Source organism: Actinokineospora fastidiosa, assembly GCF_014648415.1.
GTDB lineage: Bacteria > Actinomycetota > Actinomycetes > Mycobacteriales > Pseudonocardiaceae > Actinokineospora > Actinokineospora fastidiosa.
The window spans coordinates 145,260-166,289 of the sequence record NZ_BMRB01000002.1; the positions used below are offsets into that span (position 1 = coordinate 145,260).

The 21,030-nt window shown below is 72.9% G+C and carries 22 protein-coding genes; 10 read left to right on the plus strand and 12 right to left on the minus strand.

The window, feature by feature from the left end:
* Nucleotides 1-1,092 precede the first annotated feature (1,092 nt).
* On the plus strand, nt 1,093-2,139 hold the full coding sequence (locus IEY98_RS10755) for a DUF2157 domain-containing protein (RefSeq protein ID WP_189210293.1): 1,047 nt from the start codon (nt 1,093-1,095) through the stop codon (nt 2,137-2,139).
* 82 nt (nt 2,140-2,221) lie between these two features.
* Nucleotides 2,222-3,466, plus strand: coding sequence for a hypothetical protein (locus IEY98_RS10760; protein ID WP_189210294.1), 1,245 nt, complete (start codon nt 2,222-2,224; stop codon nt 3,464-3,466).
* Between the two features lie 119 nt (nt 3,467-3,585).
* Here the strand turns inward: IEY98_RS10760 and IEY98_RS10765 are convergent, their stop codons facing one another.
* The 4 genes from IEY98_RS10765 to IEY98_RS10780 all read right to left on the minus strand — a co-directional run bounded on the left by IEY98_RS10765 (nt 3,586) and on the right by IEY98_RS10780 (nt 6,483).
* Nucleotides 3,586-4,980: an MBL fold metallo-hydrolase RNA specificity domain-containing protein gene (locus IEY98_RS10765; RefSeq protein WP_189210295.1), complete on the minus strand. Its 1,395-nt coding sequence runs from the start codon at nt 4,978-4,980 to the stop codon at nt 3,586-3,588.
* On the minus strand, nt 4,977-5,384 hold the full coding sequence (locus tag IEY98_RS10770; RefSeq protein WP_189210296.1) for an OsmC family protein: 408 nt from the start codon (nt 5,382-5,384) through the stop codon (nt 4,977-4,979). The genes IEY98_RS10765 and IEY98_RS10770 overlap by 4 nt, the downstream gene beginning before the upstream one ends.
* A 92-nt stretch (nt 5,385-5,476) precedes the next feature.
* A complete protein-coding gene (locus tag IEY98_RS10775; protein WP_189210297.1) occupies nt 5,477-6,064 on the minus strand; it encodes a CBS domain-containing protein in 588 nt (195 codons plus the stop codon).
* A gap of 14 nt (nt 6,065-6,078) precedes the next feature.
* On the minus strand, nt 6,079-6,483 hold the full coding sequence (locus tag IEY98_RS10780; protein ID WP_189210298.1) for an Hsp20/alpha crystallin family protein: 405 nt from the start codon (nt 6,481-6,483) through the stop codon (nt 6,079-6,081).
* Between the two features lie 207 nt (nt 6,484-6,690).
* On the opposite strand from IEY98_RS10780, the gene IEY98_RS10785 reads away from it, so the two are divergent.
* The 3 genes from IEY98_RS10785 (at nt 6,691) to IEY98_RS10795 (ending at nt 9,317) form a co-directional block, all read left to right on the plus strand.
* Nucleotides 6,691-7,422, plus strand: coding sequence for an HPF/RaiA family ribosome-associated protein (locus IEY98_RS10785; RefSeq protein WP_189210299.1), 732 nt, complete (start codon nt 6,691-6,693; stop codon nt 7,420-7,422).
* A gap of 87 nt (nt 7,423-7,509) precedes the next feature.
* Nucleotides 7,510-8,001, plus strand: coding sequence for a Gmad2 immunoglobulin-like domain-containing protein (locus IEY98_RS10790; protein ID WP_189210300.1), 492 nt, complete (start codon nt 7,510-7,512; stop codon nt 7,999-8,001).
* A gap of 119 nt (nt 8,002-8,120) precedes the next feature.
* Entirely contained in the window at nt 8,121-9,317 is a 1,197-nt protein-coding gene (locus IEY98_RS10795) for a globin domain-containing protein (RefSeq protein ID WP_189210301.1), read from the plus strand.
* A gap of 14 nt (nt 9,318-9,331) precedes the next feature.
* Here the strand turns inward: IEY98_RS10795 and IEY98_RS10800 are convergent, their stop codons facing one another.
* From IEY98_RS10800 to IEY98_RS10830, 7 genes are all read right to left on the minus strand, one after another.
* Nucleotides 9,332-10,435, minus strand: a complete 1,104-nt coding sequence (locus tag IEY98_RS10800) for an acetate/propionate family kinase (RefSeq protein ID WP_189211713.1) — start codon at nt 10,433-10,435, stop codon at nt 9,332-9,334.
* The gene (locus IEY98_RS10805; protein WP_229786798.1) at nt 10,435-12,798 is read right to left on the minus strand and encodes a phosphoketolase family protein; all 2,364 of its coding nucleotides are present in this window, start codon (nt 12,796-12,798) and stop codon (nt 10,435-10,437) included. Before IEY98_RS10805 ends, IEY98_RS10800 begins: the two co-directional genes overlap by 1 nt.
* A 100-nt stretch (nt 12,799-12,898) precedes the next feature.
* Entirely contained in the window at nt 12,899-13,195 is a 297-nt protein-coding gene (locus IEY98_RS10810) for a BON domain-containing protein (protein WP_189210303.1), read from the minus strand.
* A gap of 18 nt (nt 13,196-13,213) precedes the next feature.
* Nucleotides 13,214-13,474 carry a DUF1918 domain-containing protein gene (locus IEY98_RS10815; RefSeq protein WP_189210304.1) on the minus strand — a complete coding sequence of 87 codons (261 nt, stop codon included), beginning with the start codon at nt 13,472-13,474 and terminating at the stop codon, nt 13,214-13,216.
* A 17-nt stretch (nt 13,475-13,491) separates the two neighbouring features.
* Nucleotides 13,492-13,935, minus strand: coding sequence for a universal stress protein (locus IEY98_RS10820; RefSeq protein WP_189210305.1), 444 nt, complete (start codon nt 13,933-13,935; stop codon nt 13,492-13,494).
* A 111-nt stretch (nt 13,936-14,046) separates the two neighbouring features.
* Entirely contained in the window at nt 14,047-14,889 is an 843-nt protein-coding gene (locus tag IEY98_RS10825) for a universal stress protein (RefSeq protein ID WP_189210306.1), read from the minus strand.
* Nucleotides 14,886-15,596, minus strand: a complete 711-nt coding sequence (locus tag IEY98_RS10830; RefSeq protein WP_189210307.1) for a CBS domain-containing protein — start codon at nt 15,594-15,596, stop codon at nt 14,886-14,888. The genes IEY98_RS10825 and IEY98_RS10830 overlap by 4 nt, the downstream gene beginning before the upstream one ends.
* Before the next feature lie 151 nt (nt 15,597-15,747).
* Between IEY98_RS10830 and IEY98_RS10835 the strand changes: the two genes are divergently transcribed.
* Nucleotides 15,748-16,755: an Acg family FMN-binding oxidoreductase gene (locus IEY98_RS10835; RefSeq protein ID WP_189210308.1), complete on the plus strand. Its 1,008-nt coding sequence runs from the start codon at nt 15,748-15,750 to the stop codon at nt 16,753-16,755.
* A gap of 23 nt (nt 16,756-16,778) precedes the next feature.
* A complete protein-coding gene (locus tag IEY98_RS10840) occupies nt 16,779-17,369 on the plus strand; it encodes a DoxX family membrane protein (RefSeq protein WP_229786799.1) in 591 nt (196 codons plus the stop codon).
* Nucleotides 17,370-17,432: 63 nt separating this feature from the next.
* Here IEY98_RS10840 and IEY98_RS10845 read toward each other — a convergent pair whose 3' ends face one another.
* Entirely contained in the window at nt 17,433-17,819 is a 387-nt protein-coding gene (locus tag IEY98_RS10845; RefSeq protein WP_189210309.1) for a hypothetical protein, read from the minus strand.
* A 171-nt stretch (nt 17,820-17,990) separates the two neighbouring features.
* Between IEY98_RS10845 and ppsA the strand changes: the two genes are divergently transcribed.
* Genes ppsA through IEY98_RS10860 form a run of 3 tightly spaced genes read left to right on the plus strand, consistent with a single transcriptional unit; the run spans nt 17,991 to nt 21,030 of the window.
* A complete protein-coding gene (gene ppsA, locus IEY98_RS10850) occupies nt 17,991-20,180 on the plus strand; it encodes a phosphoenolpyruvate synthase (RefSeq protein ID WP_189210310.1) in 2,190 nt (729 codons plus the stop codon).
* Nucleotides 20,177-20,596, plus strand: coding sequence for a hypothetical protein (locus IEY98_RS10855; RefSeq protein WP_189210311.1), 420 nt, complete (start codon nt 20,177-20,179; stop codon nt 20,594-20,596). Before ppsA ends, IEY98_RS10855 begins: the two co-directional genes overlap by 4 nt.
* Nucleotides 20,593-21,030, plus strand: coding sequence for a universal stress protein (locus IEY98_RS10860; RefSeq protein WP_189210312.1), 438 nt, complete (start codon nt 20,593-20,595; stop codon nt 21,028-21,030). Before IEY98_RS10855 ends, IEY98_RS10860 begins: the two co-directional genes overlap by 4 nt.

The following is a 21,030-nucleotide window of genomic DNA, read 5'->3' on the forward strand; positions in this document are numbered from 1 at the left end:
CCCCCCCCCCCCCGCAGGTGGAGCCCCCCCTCGGCGCACGGAGTGGCTGCGTCGATGGAGGTGGGTGAGCCCGCTGGGCATCACCCCGCCGTGGTCGTTAGCCACTAGCCGGGCCGGGGGGTCGATGGATGGCTGTCAAGCCGCATCGTCTTGGCTCCGCGGACGCCAAGGCACGTGAGCGAGGAACCGCCTTGAGCACACCGGCCGGGAGCACCAGGAAGTTCGCCCTCTGACGGTCGTAGACACCGGCTGTGAACCGTGTGTTTAAGGCGCCGCTGGACACGTCGACAGCGGCGGGTCCTTACGGTGGACCCACACCCGCGTTGCCTTGGTAGGCGTACCTTACCGTCCGGAGTCAGGCTCCAAACGGTTGGCCGTCGGTGACTCGCGGGCGAGAGCGTACGTCGACCACGTCGGAACATCTAGCGGCCGGTCCGTCCTGCGCTGAACCGCACGCCAACGTACGTCCACGGAAGGTATTTGGACGGGAAGGGCACGTCCTCGGCAGCCTGTCCCCGGCACGTTCTCCCAGGTCAGAGTACGTATTTGGGTGTCCAGGCAGATGTCCCAGTGGCTGTTGCACGGGACAACCTCAATTCAGGTAGACGCGTGTGGTTAGTGCGCAAGTCGCCCCTCGGACACAATCAGTACGCCCAACCTGGTGAAGGATCGGCATGAGCCTCCACCAGGTGGGCGTGTTTGTCGAATCTGACGTTCAGTCCTAGCAGGCGATACAGCTCGTTCTTGTCGGCTGCGTTGAGTGCCGCTGTCAGGCGCTCGACGCTGATGTCAGTTGTCGCCTTCTTTTTGCGCTGCCTGCGCCACCGCCGGGCGCGACCCTGTCTGGACATGCTGTTCGGTTCCATCGGAAGCGGCGGTTCGACGGCGCGCGGGACGAGTAGAGGTGTCGTCGGAGGCGGTAATCGGGTTGTGGGGACCCGGGGGGTCGAGAGGTTCCGGATTCGTTCCGCGAGTGGAGACCTTGGACGCGCTTGAGTAGGGACGCACGTCCCTTACCCGGTTGCTGCGCGCTGGACATGATCGCCTTCGGATGCCCGACGGGGCGGTGCACGCGGCGAACAGGGAGCAGTCATGGACCGGGTCCTGACATCGGAACAGGAAGCAGCGTTGCGCAAGCTGGTTGGGGAGGGCGTTCTGGCCAGTTGGCAACACGATGCGGTGCGTGACGCCCTCGCCGAGGAACGGGTCCCGGCGACCGCTAGGCGCAGCGAGATCCTCGCGTACCTCGGTGGCGGCTTGGTCCTTGTGGGCGCGGCGCTGATGGTCGCCACCTCCTGGGCGGACCTGTCGCGCCCGGCGCGCAGCCTTGTGGTGCTGGGGGCGACCGCGGGTCTGCTCGTGGCTGGACTGCTGGTCAGCCAGCACGGCAGCCGCGCGGGCCACCGCGCCGCGACCGCTCTGTTCGCTCTCGGCGCCGGGGTCGGTGCCCTGGCCGCGGGCACTGTCGCAACCGCCCATGCAGGGATGTGGGCTGCTTCGACCGCCTTGGCCCTGTCGGCTCTGACCTACGCGTACCTGCCATCACTGCCCAGCCTGGGCGTCGCGGGGATCAGCGCGTTCGCCCTGGTCGTCGACCTTGTGCTGGCCGAGGCCGGGGGCGAGGGGCGGGCCGCGGCGGCGGCCCTGGTGGCACTGGGCGTGCTGTGGGGCGCTCTTACCGTGTCCGAACTCGTGCGACCGGCCTGGGCCGGGTACGGGATCGCGGTGGCCACCGCGCTGATCGGCGCCCAGCTGGCGATCGATGGGCTCGGCCGGGTCACCTGGGCCTACATCCTCACCGCAGGGATCGCGGTGTTCTGCTCGCTCGCCTACGCCCGCTACCGCCATCCGGTCCTGCTCGCGGGCGCGGTCATCGGGACGACCGTCGCCGTACCGCAAGCCCTGTGGGACTGGACCGGCGGCACCGTGGGCGCCGCGGCGAGCGTGCTGGTCGCCGGGGCGGTCCTCCTGCTCTTCGGCACGCTCGGGGTGTGGCGCCGGTCCAGGGGCTCCTATCCGCGACGGAGGCACAGCAGCAGCGTGGGTGGGCGCCGCCAAGCGGAAGGTGACCGCGGTGTGCGGGGCCGCATCCTTGGCCAGAGGCCCGAGAGGGACGCGGAGGCGTCCGCCAGCCCCTAGCCGGACAGGAGCCGCGTTCACCACGCAGGTCAGAGCGAAGCGGTGGGCGCCACGGATCATTCGAGCGGATGGGGTTCTCGGGATGGCGGATGTGGCGGGTGCGCCTGCGACCAAGGTCATGAGGGCCGCTGCTCGTCGGCATGCCCAGGTCGATGGCGATGGCATGACGACACGCGAGCCAGTGCCCGGGATTCTGCGCGCTCGCCCGTTGGCGATCGGGCTGTTGGTCGTGGCGATCGGTCTGGCGGTCTACACCGGGTTCCGGGCGCCCAGCGCGTGGACCGCCACGCTGCATTCCGTATCAGTCACCGACGGCTTCCGTCGCCGTGTGCTGGTCGGCACGCTGTTGCGACCGCTCGCCCTGGCGACTGACTACGACTACTGGGTCTTCGCGGGGTGGAGTTTCCTGGTGTCGGCCGCGGTGCTGGGTGTGGTGGTCGGCGTTTATCTGCGGACGGGATCGGCCAGCGTGCGGCTGCTGATCGTGGGCTGGCTGCTGCTGCCCACCGGGGGCTACTTCTTCCACGAGGTCGGCTACTACGACCACGTCCTCTACCTCCTGTTGTTCGCCGCGTTGTGGCTGCTCCACCGGAACCGGGTGGTGCTCGCCGTCGCGGTGATGACGCTCAGCGTGCTGGCGCACGAGATCACGGTGTTGACCGTGTTGCCGATCTTCGCGATGGTGGCGCTGTGGCGGCTGGCGTTCTGGCGGGCGTTGGCCGCCCTGGCGCCGCCCGCCCTGGTGACCGGCGCCGTGCTACTTGCCGTCGCTCCGGCGGCGCCGGGTGCTACCGGCCGGCTGGCGGCCACGGTGGCGCAGGCCGACTTCCCCTACCGGCCGGATGCCTTGGCGCTGTTCAACCGCACCCAGAGCCAGAGTTGGCAGCTCTACAGCGTCAGCAAGGTGCTGCTCTACCTCGCGCCGTTCCTGACGATCGCCGTAGTCGCGTTCCTGGTTCTGCGTCTCGTCGGTGACGCGCTGACGGTCAACGTGAGCAGACCGCCGCTCGCCTTGGTCCACGGCGTCATCGCGGCCGCCGCCATCACCATGCCCGCCACGCTCGCCTTCGCCGGTTGGGACAAGGACCGGTGGGGTTTCCTCTTGGTGACCAACCTGGTCGTCGTCCTCGTGCTCCACCTGCGGCACACCGGACGTGAGCTGACGCCGCCCCAGGTCGCGGTGCTGGTCGCCGCGATGCTGCTGATCACGCACCTCCCGCTGAGCTACTTCGACGGATACGCCCCACGACCGCTGCACTGGACGGCGATCCGGCAGTTCCTGAGTGAGGTTGTGCACGGTCACGTCTTCGTGATCCCCACGAGGTAGTGGGGACCGATCCGGATCGCGATGGCGCGTCAGGCCTCGTGGACGAGTTGGACCCACGGGGTCACATTCTGAAGCGTCGTGAGCAACACGTTCGGTTCTATCAGGTACGAGACGCCACCTCAGACGAGGACGTGTTCGCCCTCGCGGGGAACGACGGCGTTCCAGCCGTGGTCGTCGCGCAGGCGTTGCGCGAGGGTGCTGCTGGCGTCGGGTTCGCCGTGCACGAGGTAGGCGGTGTGAGGTGGGGGCGCGGCGGTGGCCCACGCGATGAGGTCCTCGGCGTCGGCGTGGGCGCTGAAGCCGTCGAGGACGCGGACTGTCGCGCGGACCGGGACGTAGTAGCCGTGGATCTTGATGAAGCGGGCGCCGTCGGCCAGGAGGCGGGCTCGGGTGCCCGCGGCGGCGAAGCCGACGATGACCACCGTGTTTCGGTTGTCGGGAAGGAGGTGTTTGAGGTGGTGCAGGACGCGTCCGCCGGTGGCCATGCCCGAGGCGGAGACGATGATCGAGGGCACTCGCGGGTGGTTGGCTGTCATCGACTCCTCGACCGTGTGCAGTTCGTGCAGGCGCAGTGGGGCGAAGGGGTCGTCGCCGCACCAGAGTTCGGGGCGCAGTCGTGGGTCGTGGTCGGCGATCGCCTGGCGGTAGACGCGCAGGGAGGCCAGGGCCATCGGGCTGTCGACCAGGACCGGCAGGTCCGGGATCAGGTCGGCTCGCCGCAGGCGGGCCAGGGCCATCAGCACGACCTCGGTGCGGTCGACGGCGAAGGCGGGGATCAGCACGCTGCCGCCGTGGCGGACGGTGGTGTTGATCGTTTCCGCCAGGTGCTCGTCGACGCCGGTGTCGTCGTGCGAGCGCAGGCCGTAGGTCGATTCCAGCAGCAGTGCATCGCAGGCGGGGCGGGGGCGAGGCGAGTTGAGCAGGGGGTGTCCGGGCCTGCCGAGGTCTCCGCTGACGACCACGGTCTTGGCGCCGCCTGCGAGGCCCAGGCGCACCCATGCCGAGCCGAGGATGTGCCCTGCGGTGCCGAACTCCGCCTCCACGCCGTCGGCGACGGTGAACGGGGTGTCGAAGTCGACGGGTCGCAGGCAGGCCACCGCCGCGGCGGCGTCGCGCTGGTCGTAGAGGGGGAGGGCCGGGTGGTGCTTGGACCAGCCGCGGGCGTTGGCGTGCGCGGCCTCCTCCATCATGAGGTGGGCGCTGTCGGCGAGCAGGATCTCGGCCAGCCGCGCGGTGTCCGCGGTGGCGTACACCGGCCCGCGCCAGCCCTCGCGGACCAGGACTGGCAGGTAGCCGGTGTGGTCGAGGTGGGCGTGGGTCAGCACGACGGCGTCCAGTTCGGACACGTCCAGCGGCGGGCGCGACCAGTTGCGCTTGCGTAGCGAGGACAGTCCCTGGAACAGGCCGCAGTCGACCAGGACCCGGGCGGTGCCGGAGGAGATCAGGTGCTTGCTGCCGGTGACCGTGCCTACCCCGCCCAGGAAGTCCACCGCGGGTGCGGCGTCGGCGTTCATCGGCTGCCCGCCAGGCTGGCGCCGTCGGTGACGCGCACGTCGATGTCCGGCGGTAGGCGCAGGGTGTTGTGGACGGTGCAGTGGTCGACCGCGGCGAGCAGCCCGCAGCGGTGCTTGTCGGTCAGCGGCTGCGGGGTGCGCACCGCGATCTCGACCCGTCCGACGCGCGCCGGGTTCGGCCGCATCGACCAGCGGCACTCGACGGTGACGCCCCGGTCGCACAGGCCCTCGGCGCGCAGGTAGCCGACGGCGTAGTGCGCCGCGCAGGACGCCAGTGCCATCACGCACAGCTCGACGGGGGTGGGGGCGATGTCGTCGCCCGGTTGGTCCACCAGCACCGGGTGGTTGCGCGTGGTGGCCAGGAAGCGGTTGCCATGCAGGTGGGTCACGCTGATCGTCGCCATCGGTCTTCCCTGTCGGGTTCCCACCGCCCGTGCGGTGGTCGTCGGGTTTCGGGCGGCCGAGCACCGCACGGTGGGCGCCCGGCCACCCGGATTCAGTCGGTCCAGGCCAGGTCGGCGTGGACAGGACCCACCTGCACCGAGGTCACCCCGGGCACGGTGCGGACCAGGGCGGTGACGACCCGGCGCTCGGCCTCATCGGCGAACTCGCCGGTCACCGTCGCCGCGCCGCGGCGCAGGGTGACCGACCAGCGCCTCGTGCTGCCCGCGTAGTCGTCGAGCAGGGACCGCACGTTCGCGGCGACCACGTCTTCGTCGCGCACGAGCACGCGCAGCAGGTCCCGCCGGGCGACCATGCCGACCAGCACGCCCTCCTCCACCACCGGCACACACCGCAGGCGCCCGCGCAGCATGCGGGCCGCGATCGCGGCGGTGTCGTCGGTGGGCGCGGCCACCTCGACCGGCCTGCTCAGCGCCGTGGACACCGGGTCGTCCCGGTGATCGGCCCCCGAGGTGGCGGCCAGGGCGTCGGATTCGCTGAACAGCCCGATCACGCGGCCCGCGTCGTCGACCACGGGCAACGCGGCGAACCCCTTGTCGGTGAGGATGGCGATCGCCTCGCGGATGGTCGTGCCCGCGCGGACACTCACCACGGGCCTGGTCATCACGTCCCGCGCTTTCATCACACCCTCCCTCGTCAGGGTTTGCCGACCTCGACGGCGATGCGCCGGGCCGGGCTCGCCTCGGTGATCGGCACGCGGACTTCCAGGACGCCCGCCTCGTAGCTCGCGGTGATCCCGGCCGGGTCGGCGCCCGCGGGCAGGCGGACGGACCGGCCGAAGGAGCCGTAGCGGAACTCCGAGTGGGTCCTCTCGTGCCTGCTGTCCGAGCGCTCGGCCGTGACGGTCAGCAGGTTCCCGTCGACGCTGACATCGATGTCCTGGGCGGGGTCGACGCCGGGGAGCTCGGCGCGCAGGACGTACTGGCCGTCCTCCTGGTAGTCCTCGACCCTGACGACGTGGCGCCCGGCGAAGGGGAAGCCCTCCTCCAGGACGCGGAACAGGTCGGCGATCGCGGTGTTGCGGGGGATCAGGCTGGTCATCGTCTCTCCTTTCGCGAACCTGGCTTCAGCCCACCGCGCCGAGAGCGGCTCGCGACAGCGACCAAAGCCCCGACCTCCGGGGGACCAAAGCGCGAAGTGGTCCTCGGCTGCCGACGGTCCCGACGCGGGTGCGACGGAAGTCCCTGTGCGCCTGCCCTGCCCGCACTCCAGTCTCGAGTTGTCAGTCCACGCTCCACAGGAGACACCATGAGTCACGCGACAACCGACCGGACCGCCCCTATCGTGACCGTTCGCGGCGTGTTGGGCCTGGGCATCGGCGAGTACGCCGAAGCGAAGGTCAACGCCGCGCTCGAGCACGCGCACGGACCGGTGCACAGGGTTCGGATCACGATCACCCGGTTGCCCGACCCCGCGGTCGCCGAGGCGGTGGAGGCGACGTCGCACGTCGACGTCGACGGCACGGTGCTGCACACCCACGCCCGCGCCGACACCGCCCGGACCGCCGTGGACCGCCTCACCCACCGCCTGGCGCGCCAGCTCCGCACCCACTCCCGGCGCGGGCGCGGTCACCGCGTGACCACGGTCCACGACGGGCCCGCTCCTGGCCGGACGGTGGTGTCGCACCCGACCTACAGCGCCGACCGCTGTTCGGTGGAGGACGCCATCGCCGACATGGAGGCCCTGGACTACGCGTTCCACCTGTTCACCCACACATCCGGTGAGGACTGCCTGCTCCGCCGCACGACGGAGGGCTACCTCCTCGCCGCCGCGCACGGCACTCCGCCGTGGATCGGTCCCGACCTGCCCGTGTGGCCGTCCGACCAGAGCGCCGCACGGCTCACCGCCCAGCAGGCGCAGGCGCGCCTCGACCTGTCCGCAGAACCCGCGCTGTTCTACCTCGACGACACCGACGGTCGCGGACGCCTGCTGTACCGGCGGGACGATGGCGGCTACGGCCTGGTGACCGCCGCCGACTGACGATCGGCCGACGCCGCGCGGGTCTTCCTGCCCTGGCGAGGTCCGCGCGGCGGGGGTCAGGCTGGTGTGGCGAAAGGGGGCAAAGTCATGAGCATCGATGTGCAGCAGCCCAGGATGTACGACCTGGTGGGCAGCACCATCATGGTGGCCGGGGTCGCGGGGGGCGCCTTCGAGGCGAACTTCGAGTATCGCGTCCACGAAGGTCACGACGAGGTGACCGGGCACTTCATGGCGGGCGACGGCATCGGCGGCCACGGACAGTTCCAGATCACCGTCGACGTCGCGGGGGCGGCCTTCACGCTCGACCGGCTGTTCGTGGAGGTCTTCCACACCTCCCCCGACGACGGCGCCGAGCTCGACAAGGTCGTCGTTCCCGTCGTGTACGGACCCAAGATCGTCCCCGGGTACCGGGTGTACTCCGAGCACGTCGTCCAGCAGGGCGAGACGCTGTGGGGCATCGCCGCCCAGCACTACGGCAACGGCGCCCTCCACCACCGCCTCGTCGCCGCGAACCCCGGCACCATCACCAACCCCGACATCATCAACCCCGGCGACGTCATCCGCGTCCCGCGAGACTGACCACGACCGCCCGCGGGATCGCCCGGGACCAAGGTCCTTGATCTTGCGGTCGTTGCTTCCCTATCTCCCGCTCAGGCGCGGCCGCAGAGTGAGGACAGCGTCCCACTGAAGGAGATTCCGTGCTGTCCGCAGCCTCCGCGGCCGTTGTCCGCGCCACGTTGCCCGTCGTCCGCGCCCACGCCGTCGACATCACCGCCCACTTCTACCCGTCGATGTTCGCCGCCCACCCTGACCTTCTCCACCTGTTCAACCAGGGAAACCAGGCCGACGGCAGGCAGCGGGTTGCACTGGCGTCCGCGGTGGTCGCCTTCGCCGAGCACCTGCTGGGCGACGCGCCAGGCGGGGGCTTCGACATGGTCGCCGAGCGGATCGCGCACAAGCACGTGTCCCTGGGCATCCGGGCCGACCAGTACCCGGTCGTGGGACGCCACCTGCTGGCCTCGGTCGCCGCGGTCCTCGGCGACGCCGTCACCCCCGCCGTCGCCGCGGCGTGGGACGAGGTCTACTGGCTGCTCGCCTGCAGGCTCATCGCCGCCGAGGCCCGTCTCTACCAGCGGGCCGGAGTGGAGCCGACCGCCCTGTGGCGGCGCTGGCGGGTGGCCAAGCGCCTCGACGAGGCGGTCGACACCGTGTCGTTCACCCTGATTCCCGACAGGGACGACGCGATCCCCGACTTCACCCCGGGGCAGTACGTCTCCGTGGCGGTGGATCTGCCCGACGGCCGCCGCCAGCCCCGCCAGTACTCGCTGTCCCAGGGGCCCGGCCGCGGGTCGATGCGGATCACAGTGCGCCGGGTGCGCGGCACCGCCGCGACACCGGACGGCATGGTGTCCACCCACCTGCACAACCACCTGGCCGAGGACGACTCCCTGCTGGTCGGACCGCCCGCCGGGGAGACCACGCTCGTCCCCGCCACATCCCCGGTGCTCCTGATCAGCGCGGGAATCGGCATCACCCCCATGGCGGCCATGCTCGACCACCTCGCCCGCACCCAGCCCACGCGGCCGGTCGTCGCCGCCCACGCCGACCGCTCCCCCGCCCACCACGCCCTGCGCGCCGACTGCGCGCACGCCCTCGCGGGCCTGACCCACTCCGACTGCCTGACCTGGTACGAGTCCGGCCAGCACAACGACTCGCGCCCCGGCCGGATGGACCCCGGCATCCTTCCGCTGACCCCGGACACCACCGCCTACCTGTGCGGGCCGGTGCCGTTCATGCGGGATGTCCGATCGTCCCTGCTGCGCCGCGGACTCCCCGCCGAGCGCCTCCGCTACGAGGTGTTCGGGCCGGGGATGCTCGACCAGCACACCGGCTGACGGCTTCGGCGGGATCAGCGCGCTCGCAGCGCAGCGCGGGTCTGGGCGGCGATCTCGATGTCCTCGCGGGCCGTGATGACCCAGGTCGTCACGGTCGCGTCCGGTGCGCTGATGCGGGCGTCCTCCGAGGTGCCGCGGTTGCGCTCGTCGTCGAGGGTGATTCCCAGGAAGCCGAGCCCGGCGGCGGTCTCCGCCCGCAGCGCGGCGTCGTGTTCGCCCCCGCCGCCGGTGAACACCAGCAGGTCGAGGCCGCCGAGGGACGCGGCCATGGCGGCGACGGCCTGGCGGAGGCGGTGCACGTACACCTCCAGCGCCAGGGCGGCGTGCGGGTCGCCCGCGGCGGCGGCGCGGCGCACGTCACGCATGTCGCCGCCGTGGCCGCTGAGCCCCGCGAGCCCGGAGGCGTGCTCCAGCCCGTCGGCCAGGTCGTCGAGGGTGAGCCGGTCGCCGTGCAGCAGCCACAGCAGCAGGCCGGGATCGACGTCGCCGCTGCGGGTGGCCATCACCAGCCCCGCCAAGGGGGTGAACCCCATGGTGGTGTCCACCGAGCGCCCGCCTGCGACCGCCGCGACGGACGCCCCCGCTCCCAGGTGGCAGACGACCACCCGGGCCCGCTCCACGGCCAGTCCCGCGAGCCCGGTCGCCCGCCGCGACGCGTAGGCGTGGGAGAGGCCGTGGAACCCGTATCGGCGCAGGCCCCATCGACGGCGCCACGCGGCGGGCAGGGCGTAGGTCGCCGCCGAGGGCGGCATCGTGGCGTGGAACGCCGTGTCGAAGCACGCCACCTGCGGCACGTCGGGCAGCAGGGCCGTGGCGGCGTCGATCCCGGCCAGCGCGCGGGGTTGGTGCAGGGGCGCCAGCTCGCTCAGCCGCTCGATCGCCGCGCGCGTCTCGGCGTCGAGGCGGACGGGACCGGTGAACTCCGGGCCGCCGTGCACGACCCGGTGCCCGACGGCGTGGACCTTCGGCGCGTCGGCCAGGAAGTCCGCGATCGGCGCGGTCTCGTCCTGACCTGTCCACCGCTGGATGTCGTGGCTCGCCAGGACGGTGTCATCGGCATCGAGGACGCGCAGCTTGAGGCTCGACGAGCCCGCGTTGACCACGAGCACGGCGGACATCAGAACTGCCACGTCCAGCCGCGCACCTCGGGCAGGTCCTCACCGTGCTCGCGGATCCAGGCGTGGTGGCGGGCGCGCTGGTCCTGCATGTGCTGACGCAGCCGCGCCGCCCTCGGCCCCAGCCCGGGCACCCGGTCGATGACGTCGATGACGAGGCGGTAGCGGTCCATGTCGTTGAGCACGAGCATGTCGAACGGCGTGGTCGTGGTGCCCTCCTCCTTGTAGCCGCGGACGTGGAGGTTGGCGTGGTTCGTGCGGCGGTAGGTCAGCCGGTGGATCAGCCACGGATAGCCGTGGTAGGCGAAGATGACCGGCCGGTCGCGGGTGAACAGCGCGTCGAACTCGCGGTCGGGCATGCCGTGCGGGTGCTCGGTGTCCGGTTGCATGCGCATCAGGTCGACGACGTTGACCACGCGGATCCGCAGCCCGGGCAGGTGCTCGCGCAGGAGCGCGGTGGCGGCGAGCACCTCCATGGTGGGCGCGTCGCCCGCGCAGGCGAGCACCACGTCCGGTTCCACGTCGCCGTCGTCCGTGCTCGCCCACTCCCAGATGCCCGCGCCCCTGGCGCAGTGCAGGACCGCGTCCTCGATGCCGAGCCAGTCGGGTGTCTCGTTCTTCGCCGCGACGACGACGTTGATCGCGTCGCGGCTGCGCAGGCAGCTGTCGGCGACGGTGAGGAGGGTGTTCGTGTCCGGCGGGAGGTAGACCCGGACGACCTCGGCCTTCTTGTTCATCACGTGGTCGATGAAGCCGGGGTCCTGGTGGGAGAAGCCGTTGTGGTCCTGCCGCCAGACGTGCGAGCTGAGCAGGTAGTTCAGCGAGGCGACGGGTCGGCGCCACACGAGCTTCTGGTGGGTCTTGAGCCACTTCGCGTGCTGGTTGAACATCGAGTCGACGATGTGGATGAACGCCTCGTAGCAGTTGAAGAGCCCGTGCCTGCCGGTGAGCAGGTAGCCCTCCAGGAACCCCTGGCACAGGTGCTCGGACAGCACCTCGACGACCCGCCCCTGGCGGCCGAGGTGCTCATCGACGGGCAGCGTCTCTGCCTGCCACTGCTTGTCGCTGGCCTCATACACCGCGTCGAGCCGGTTGGAGGCCGTCTCGTCCGGTCCGAAGAGCCGGAAGTTGCGCGCGTCGGCGTTGGCGACCATCACGTCACGCAGCAGGCGGCCCAACGCCCTCGTCGGCTCCGAGGTGGTGGCGCCGGGCTTGGCGACCTCCACGGCGTGGGCGCGGATGTCGGGGATGTGCAGGTCGCGCAGCAGCAGGCCGCCGTTGGCGTGCGGGGTGGACCCCATGCGCCGAGGGCCGTCGGGGACCAGTGCCGACAGCTCGGGGCGCGGCGCGCCGCGCTCGTCGAACAGTTCCTCCGGGCGGTACCCGCGCAGCCAGGACTCCAGCAGCCGCAGGTGGTCGGGATTGTCGCGGACGCCGGCGAGCGGGACCTGGTGGGAGCGCCAGGTGCCCTCGACCGCCACGCCGTCCACGGTCGCGGGTCCGGTCCAGCCCTTCGGGCTGCGCAGCACGATCATCGGCCAGCGCGGGCGGGCACCGTCCTGCCCCGCGCGTGCTTCGTGCTGGATGCGCTGGATGTCGTCGATCACCTGGTCGAGCACTTCGGCCATGCGGGCGTGCATCGCGGTCGGGTCCTCCCCCTCGACGTAGCGGGGGTCGTAGCCGTAGCCGCGCAGCAGCGCGTCCAGCTCCTCGTGCGGGATACGGGCCAGGACGGCGGGATTGGCGATCTTGTAGCCGTTCAGGTGCAGGATCGGCAGCACGGTGCCGTCGCTGGCCGGATCGAGGAACTTGTTCGCGTGCCAGCTGGCGGCCAGCGGTCCGGTCTCGGCCTCGCCGTCGCCGACCACGCAGGCCACCAGCAGGTCCGGGTTGTCGAACGCGGCCCCGAAGGCGTGCGCCAGGGAGTAGCCGAGCTCGCCGCCCTCGTGAATTGAGCCGGGCACCTCCGGCGCGACGTGGCTGGGCACCCCGCCGGGGAAGGAGAACTGGCGGAACAGCCGCCGCATCCCGGACGCGTCCCTGGGCACGTCCGGGTAGGTCTCGCTGTAGGAGCCCTCGAGCCAGGTGTTGGCCAGCAGCGCGGGCCCGCCGTGGCCGGGTCCGGTCACGAACAGCACATCCAGCTCCCGGGCCTTGATCACCCGATTGAGGTGGGCGTAGACGAAGTTCAGCCCGGGTGTGGTCCCCCAGTGCCCGAGCAGTCGGGGTTTGATGTGCTCAGGGGCCAGAGGCTGGGTCAGCAGAGGGTTGTCCAGCAGGTAGATCTGCCCTGCCGAGAGGTAGTTCGCGGCCCGCCAGTAGGCGTCCACCAAGGACAGATCCGCCTGCCCGACTGCTTGCGACACCGTCGTTCTCCTCACTCGTCGGGGCGTACTGATCTCCCTTTCACCTACCCAATCCCGAGTTGGGCAAGCGTGCAACCTGATGCGCTCTGATCCCACGGCTTCACTCACGGAGGCGGTGCCAGGGGCTGAGGCGCGGGCTGTCGTCGTAGTGGAAGCCGATGCGGTCGCGCACCTCGTGCGGGGCGAGGACGCGGCGGAGCCGGTCGCCGACCGCACGGGCCTCGCTGCTCCACTGGACGCGGCCGAGGAGCAGGATCGCGCCGTCCTGGCTGGCGGCGCGGACGTGTGTCGTGTCGATGTCGGGGACCGCGCGCAACGCGGCTTCGGCGAGGGCGAGCGGGTCGGGGGCGTCCGGCGGCGTCCTCGGCATCGGGACGCGGGTGACAGTCGTGGTCATGGCGGGGTCCAGGGGTTCCTATCCGCGGGTGCGGATCGCGTGCTGCAGGCGCGCGGCGCGGCGTTGGGCCGCTTCGTCGCGTTCGTGGAGTTCGGCGCTGGTGAGGATGTGGGCGTCGGGTCCGGGGAAGACCAGGGCGCGGCGCTCGGTGTCGGTCCAGCGGACGAGGTAGGGCGGGGTTCCGTCGGGGTGGGCGACCTCCTCGATGTGGCCGCGGCGGGCCTCGCGGTGGTCGTCGGCTCGTTCGACGACGAGCCAGTCGCCGGGGTGGGCGCGCATGGCGGGCTCCCTGGGGGTCAGAACAGCGGACCGGGCGTGAGCGCGGTCGCTTCGGCGGTGGTGGGGGCGGGCGCCAGGGCGTCGGGGATGAGCACGACGGGCACCCGGGCGTGGCGGACGCAGTAGGCGGCGACGGAGCCGAGGAGGGCGGACAGGACCGCGTTCGCGCCGTGGCTGCCGAGCACGAGCATCGCCGCGCCGTCGGCGGCGGCGAGCAGGGCGTCGCCGATCGTCCCGGTCAGGACCCGGTGCTCCACCGGAACGTCCGGGTGGCGGGCGGCGGCCGCGGTGACCTCGGCGGCGATCGCCCCGGCCGCGGCGGCGCCGCGGGGACGGACGGTGACGGCCAGGACGCGGCAGCCGCGCCGCCGCCCCTCGGTGATGGCCCACTCCAGCGCGGCGAAGGACAGGTCGGAGCCGTCGGCTCCGACGACGATCACGCCGGTCGGTGCTGTGTCCACGATGTGCTCCTTCACTTGTCGATGACTCGATGGTGGCCGGGCGGCCCGATGTCCGACACACACGACGGTCCTCACCCGTGTGGGACCTAGGCCCCTCGGTGGGTCGTGGGCTCAGGACGGTCGCACGACGGCGACCGGGCAGGGGGCGTGGTGCAGGACGGCCTGGCTGGTCGAGCCCAAGCCCATCGCCGTGAACTCGCCGGTCCCCCGGGTGCCCACCACGACCAGCGCGGCGCCCTCCGCGTGCTCGACGAGAGCACGCACCGGACGGTCGCACCGGACGACCCGCTCGACGGCGACCAGCGGGTACCTCGGCGTCCACGGGGCGATCCAGTCGTCGAGCAGCCGGGCGGCGGCGGCACCCGCGGCAGTGCGGTCGGCGTCGGGCAGTGCGCGCCACCGGCCCGAGAGCATGACCTCCGACCAGGTGTGGACCGCGACCAGCCGGGCGCCGCGCAGCGCGGCGGCGCCGAACGCGTAGGCGATCGCCGCCTCGCTCGCGGGGGTGCCGTCGACCCCCACGACCACCGGCCCGTCCTCCGCGCTCGTTCCGCGCACCACGACGACCGGGCACGCCGCATGCGCGGCGAGGGCGACCGCGACCGAGCCGACCAGGGCCCGGTGGAACCCGCCCAGGCCGCGGTGGCCGATGACGAGCGAGTGGGCGCGCGCCGACTCACCGACCAGCGCCGGGACGGCGGACCCGATCAGCACCTGGTGGTCGACGACGACGTCCTCGACCGCGGCCGACGCCGTGCGCAGGGCCTGTTCCCCGAAAGCGGTCAGTTCCGCGACCCACCGGCGTTCGTCGGCAGGCGCGAGGAGCGGGGGCAGCGCGCAGGCGTGGACCAAGCGCAGCGGGAGGGCGCGGCGGCGGGCCTCGGCCGCGGCCCAGGCGACCGCCGCCAGCGCCGAGTCCGAGCCGTCGACCCCGACGACGATGGGGGCGGTCATGGCCGGGGCTCGTGGCGGATGTCGACGACCATCGCCTCGGGGATGGTCACGCCGGTGTCGTCCCAGGACCAGCCGAGTCGGTTGTGGACCGAGACGACGCCGTCGACGCGTTCGGACAGCGCGGCGGCGATCGGCACCCAGCTGCGCCGCTCGACGGTGCCGTCGAGGGTCACCTGGCCGTCGTGCACGGTGACCCCGACCCGGTCGGCCGGGGTGTCCAGCGAGCGCTCGAACACCTCGTGCCGGATCTCCTCGGCGATCGCGTCGTCGCCGCGCAGGAAGACGCCGAGCAGGTCCGAGCGGCTGACCACGCCCGTCAGCACGCCGTCGGCGGTGACGACCGGCAGCCGCTTGACGCGGTGCTCGGACATCAGTCGCGCGGCGGTGGTGACCGGGGTGTGCTCGGTGGTGGTCACCGCGGGACTGCTCATCAGCTCGGCGGCCACGGTTCCCGCGGCACGGGTCTTGTCGGCGTGCCTGCGCAGCAGCGCGCGCAGCGAGTGCGGCGCGCCGTCGGCGCGGGCGCTCTCCTTGGCCAGCAGGTCCGCTTCGGACACCACGCCGACGACCCCGCCGCTCGCGTCGGTCACGGGCAGGGCGCTGACGGAGTGCTCGGTCATCAGCCGGACCAGTTCGGCGAAACCGGTGTCCGGCCGGGCGGTGACCACCGTGCGGGTCATCACATCGGCGACGGTGCGCTTGTGCATCTCGACCTCCTCAAGACGTTGTGCGACCAGTGAATCCGCGCCGCCGTCCCGGTCGCAGGAAGCCAAGGTCCCGCATCGGCACCCTCTTTGGACTCTCCACCGAGCACGGCGCGGCGGCGATGGTTGAGGCATCGAGAGGGAAGGAGGCGCCATGACCGCCGCGAAACCCGACCACGGCACAGTGCGCGCCGTGCTCGCCTTGGCCGGACGGGCGCCGTCGGTGCACAACACCCAGCCGTGGCGCTGGGTCGTCGGCGCGGAGTCGGTGCACCTGATGGCCGACTGGGACCGGTGGCTGCGCGCCACCGACCCGGACGGGCGGGACCTGCTGGTCAGCTGTGGAGCCGCGCTGCACCACCTGCGGACCGCGTTCGCGGGCATGGGCTTCGCCACCCGCGTGCACCGGTTGCCCAACCCCGCCGACCCGGTCCACCTGGCCGCCGTGGAACCGCGCGCCGCGACCGCGTCCGACGAGCAGGTCGCGCTTTCCGCGGCGATCGGCAAGCGGCGCACCGACCGCCGCCGGTTCTCGTCGTGGCCGGTTCCCGCTGCCCATCTCGACCTGTTCGCGGCCAGGGCGGCCGAGGAGGGCGTGCTCGCCGTCCCGATCGCGGGCGCCCGGGAGCGAGGCAGGCTGGCGTCGGCGTTCACGCGGGCCGCGGCGCACCAGGAGCGCGTCGAGGGCTACGGCACCGAGCTGGGGCTGTGGTCCGGGCGCGGCCGCACCGCCGCCGACGGCGTCCCCAGGACCGCGGCGCCGAGCAGGCCGATGGCGCACGACGGCCTTCCCATGCGCGCCTTCAGCGCGGGCTCCCTGACCGCGTCCACCGCCAACGACCAGGAGGTCGACGCGGGCGCCCTGCTGGTGCTCGCCACCGCGGGCGACGACCCGCTCTCCCGGCTGCGCGCGGGCGAGGCGGCCAGCGCCGTGCTGCTGGAGGCCACCGGCCTCGGCCTGGCCACCTGCCCGCTGTCCCAGCCGCTCGAACTGCCCGAGACCCGGGCGGCGATCCGCGACGGTGTGCTCGACGGGGCCGCCGTCCCGCAGCTGGTCCTGCGGATCGGGTGGGCGCCCGCCGCGGCTCCCCCGCTGCCCTCGACCCCGCGCCGCCCGGTCGAGGACATCCTGTCCCGTCTGCCGGGCACCGGAACACCGTGATCACCGAACCGATGGAGGAAGAGATGTCCCTGCACCACGCCGAACGCCCCACCCGCCAGTCCGCGCGCCCCGCCCCCGCCGTCGGCGCCGGGTGGCCCCTGCCCGCCGCGCGGCTGCTCGCCACGATCCGGATCGCGATGGGCCTCGTCTTCGCCTGGGCGTTCCTCGACAAGTCCTTCGGCCTCGGCTACGCGACCCCGTCGGCGAACGCCTGGATCAACGGCGGCTCGCCGACCAAGGGTTTCCTCGGCGGCATCGACCGCGGCCCGCTCGGGGACATGTTCCGCTCCTGGGCCGGGCAGGCGTGGGCGGACTGGCTGTTCATGGCCGGGCTGCTCGGCATCGGGGTCGCCCTGCTGCTGGGCGTGGGCCTGCGCGTGGCCGCCGTGGCGGGCTCGGTGCAGATGGCGCTGATGTGGGCGGCGGAGTGGCCGCTGGCCCGCCACACCGACGTGGGCGAGTTGACCCGCTCGACCAACCCGGTGCTCGACTACCACATCGTCTACGCCCTGGTGCTGGTCCTGCTCGCCGCCGCGTGCGCGGGTGACGTCTGGGGCATGGGCAGGCGCTGGGCCCGGCTGGACCTGGTCGACCGCAACCGCTGGCTGCGGTGACCCCGACCGAGAGGAAGCCCCGACCCGCGAGCGGGTCGGGGCTTCGCGGCGCGCGATCCGCGGTCACCGGGCCGCCAGGGCGTCGGCCAGGCGGTCGACGGAGGTCACGGTGACGCGCGCGGCCAGGCCCACGGGGGCGGTGGCCGCGACGAGCGGGTCGGCCTCCACCACGAACACCGGCCGGTTCGCGCGCAGCGCGCACACCACGCCGTACTCGCGGGTGGTGAGCTCGTCGTCGGCGCCGCGCACATCGACGAACAGGTCGACCGGGTCGGTGCGCGTGTCCAGCGGGCAGCGCGATCCCGGGGCGAGCGCGCGGCACAGGCCCGCGTCGGCGTGGCAGGTGCTGACGCGGGCCCCCGCGGCGCGCAGCCGGGCCGCGACGGGCCCGGCGTCGCCGAAGCGGGCCTCGGTGAGCAGCACGTGCTGGGGCTTCAGGTCGATGGTCATGGCGTCCTCCTCGGCAGAGCTGTGCTTCCAGCGTTCCGGCCCGGGCTCGGGGACGCAGTGGCCGAAAGTCCCGCACGGGTGGGGATGTCCGCCGCGCGGACCGGGACCTGGCTCCCTGTCAGCGAGCCCGCGCGTGTCACAGGCTCGGGGAAGACGACCAGGAGGAGAGCCATGACGCGATGGGTGAGCACACTGTCCGAAGTCGACAGCGAGGATGTGGCGACGGTCGGCGGCAAGGGGGCCAACCTCGGCGAGCTGATGGCCGCGGGCTTCCCCGTGCCCGACGGGTTCGTGGTGACCGCGGACGCCTTCCGCCGGTCCATGGTCGACGCGGGCGTCCGCGTCGACGACCCCGACACCGACGCCGAGCGGCTGGGCAAGGCCGTGCACGCCGCGGGCGCGGCCGACGAGGTCCGCGCGGCGATCGCGGCGGCCTACCGGGAGCTCGGCGATGACGTCCTGGTGGCGGTGCGGTCGTCGGCGATCGGCGAGGACTCGGTGACGACCTCGTTCGCCGGGATGAACCGCACGCTGACCAACGTGCGGGGCGCCGACGCCGTCGTGGAGGCGGTCGTCGAGTGCTGGGCGTCGCTGTTCGCGCCGAGGTCGGTGGCCTACCGCGCCGAGCACGGGCTGGCGGGCGCGCCCGCGATCGCCGTCGTGGTGCAGCGGATGGTGCAGTCGGAGCGCTCCGGGGTGATGTTCACCGCCGACCCGCTGACCGGCGACACCGGCAGGGTGGTCGTCGAGGCCGCGTTCGGCCTCGGCGAGGTGGTGGTCAGCGGCGCGGTCGAGCCCGACACCTACGTGCTGGCCAAGGCCGGTCCGTCGGTGGAGCGGGTGCGCGTCGGCACGCAGACCCACGTGATCGCCCTCGGCGCGGACGGCGAGCGCCGGGTCGAACTGCCCGCGGACCGGGCGGGCAGCCGGGTGCTCGGCGAGGCCGAGGCGGTCGAGCTGGCCCGCACGGGTCTGGCCATCGAGCGCCACTACGGCCGCCCGCAGGACATCGAGTGGGCCATCGCCGACGGCAAGACCTGGATCGTGCAGACCCGGCCCGTCACCACCATGGGCGGGGAGCGGCCCGTGGTCGCGGGCCTGCCCGCCGCGCCCGGGGTGGCTTCCGGCCGGGTCCGGGTCCTCCGCGACCCGGCGGAGGCGGATCGGTTCGCCGACGGCGACGTGCTGGTCGCCCGGATGACCGACCCGGACTGGGTGCCGCTGATGCGCCGTGCCGCCGCGGTGGTCACCGACGAGGGCGGGGCCACCTGCCACGCCGCGATCGTGGCCCGCGAGCTGCGCGTCCCCTGCGTGGTGGGCGCCCGTACCGCCACCACGGCGCTGCGCGAGGGCATGACGGTCACCGTCGACGGCGCGGCGGGCACCGTCACCGAGGGCGTGCGCACGGCCCGCGCGGAGGTCGCCGAGCCGGTGCGGGTCGAGCCCGTCGAGGCGCTCGGCACCCGGGTCTACGTCAACATCGCCCTGCCCGACGGCGCGGCGGCGGCCGCGGCGCTGCCGGTCGACGGGGTCGGGCTGCTGCGCGCGGAGTTCCTGATCACCCAGGCGCTGCGCGGCGCGCACCCCCGCAGGTTCCTCGCCCAGGAGGGCGCCGACCGGTTCATCGAGACCATGGCCGACCCCCTGGCCCGCATCGCGACCGCTTTCGGCACCCGCCCCGTCGTCTACCGGGCCACGGACTTCCGCACCAACGAGTTCCGCGGCCTGGCGGGCGGGGCGGACTTCGAGCCCCTGGAGCGCAACCCGATGATCGGCTTCCGGGGCTGCCACCGCTACGTGCGCGACCCGCAGCTGTTCTCCCTCGAACTGGCCGCTCTGGCCAGGGTGCGGGAGCAGGCGCCGAACCTGCACCTCATGCTCCCGTTCGTGCGGACCCGCTGGGAGCTGGAGGCGTGCCTGCACCTGGTCGACGCCAGCCCGCTGGGCGCCCAGCGCGGCCTGCTGCGCTGGATCATGGCCGAGGTGCCCTCCGCCGCCTACTGGATCCCCGAGTACGCCGGGATGGGTGTGGACGGGGTGTCCATCGGCAGCAACGACCTCACCCAGCTCGTCCTCGGCGTCGACCGCGACTCCACCACCTGCGCGGAGCTGTTCGACGAGGGCGACCCGGCCGTGCTGGACATGATCGGGCGCATCGTCGGCGCCTGCCGCCGCGCCGGGATCACCTCGTCGCTGTGCGGGCAGGCGCCCACCACCAGGCCCGAGTACGCCGAGCGCCTGGTGCGGCTCGGGATCACCTCGATCTCGGTCGACCCGACCGCGGTCCCCGCCACGCGGGCGGCCATCGCCGCCGCGGAACGGCGGATCGTGCTGGAGGCGGCCCGAGGCGGTGCCCGGTGACCCGGGCGCTGCGGGCCCGCACCCGGCGCAGGTGGGCCGGGCTCGGCGGCACCCTCGCGGGTTTCATGGCCGTCTGGGCCTATGCGGGCGCGGTCGGTGTCATCGGCGGCGGCGTCGACTTCGGCCCGGACATCACCGCCCGCCTGCCGTGGGAGAGCACCACGGTGGCCGGGATCGCGCTGCTCGCCTGCGTCGCGGCGCCGATGACCGCCGCCTGCGCCCTGGTGTGGCGCGGCTCGGGCCGCGCGCCCAGGGCGCTGGTGGTCGCCGGGGTGCTGCTCGCGGGCTGGATCGTCGTGCAGCTGGCCGTCATCCGCACGTTCTCCTGGCTGCAGCCGCTCTGCCTCGGCTACGCCATCGTCGTCGCCGCACTCGGCGTCATGTCCACGACAGACAATCCCAAGGAGCGATCATGACCGGCAACAGCAAGCGCATCGTCGTCGGCTTCGACGGGTCGCCGTCGAGCGTGGCCGCGCTGCGCTGGGCACTGGCCGAGGGCCGGGCGCTCGCGGCGACCGTCACCGCCGTCGAGGTGTGCCCGCCCGACACCGCCTTCCTGCCCGCGACCTCGATGAGCCTGCACCCCAGGGGCACGGTCCCGCACCCGGGCGCCGGTCCGCTGGCGCGCATCGCCGAGCAGGTCGCCGACGAGGCGGGCGCCCGCCTCCGGGTGCGCCGGGTGTCCGGGCGCACCGGCAAGGCGCTGGCCGAGACCGCCGAGGGCGCCGACCTCATCGTCATCGGCGCCCACCACCACGCGGCGCGCCTGGCCACCGGCATGGGCGTCTTCGCCATGGACTGCGTCCGGCATGCCCGCTGCCCGGTGGCCGTCATCCCGGAACGGACCTGA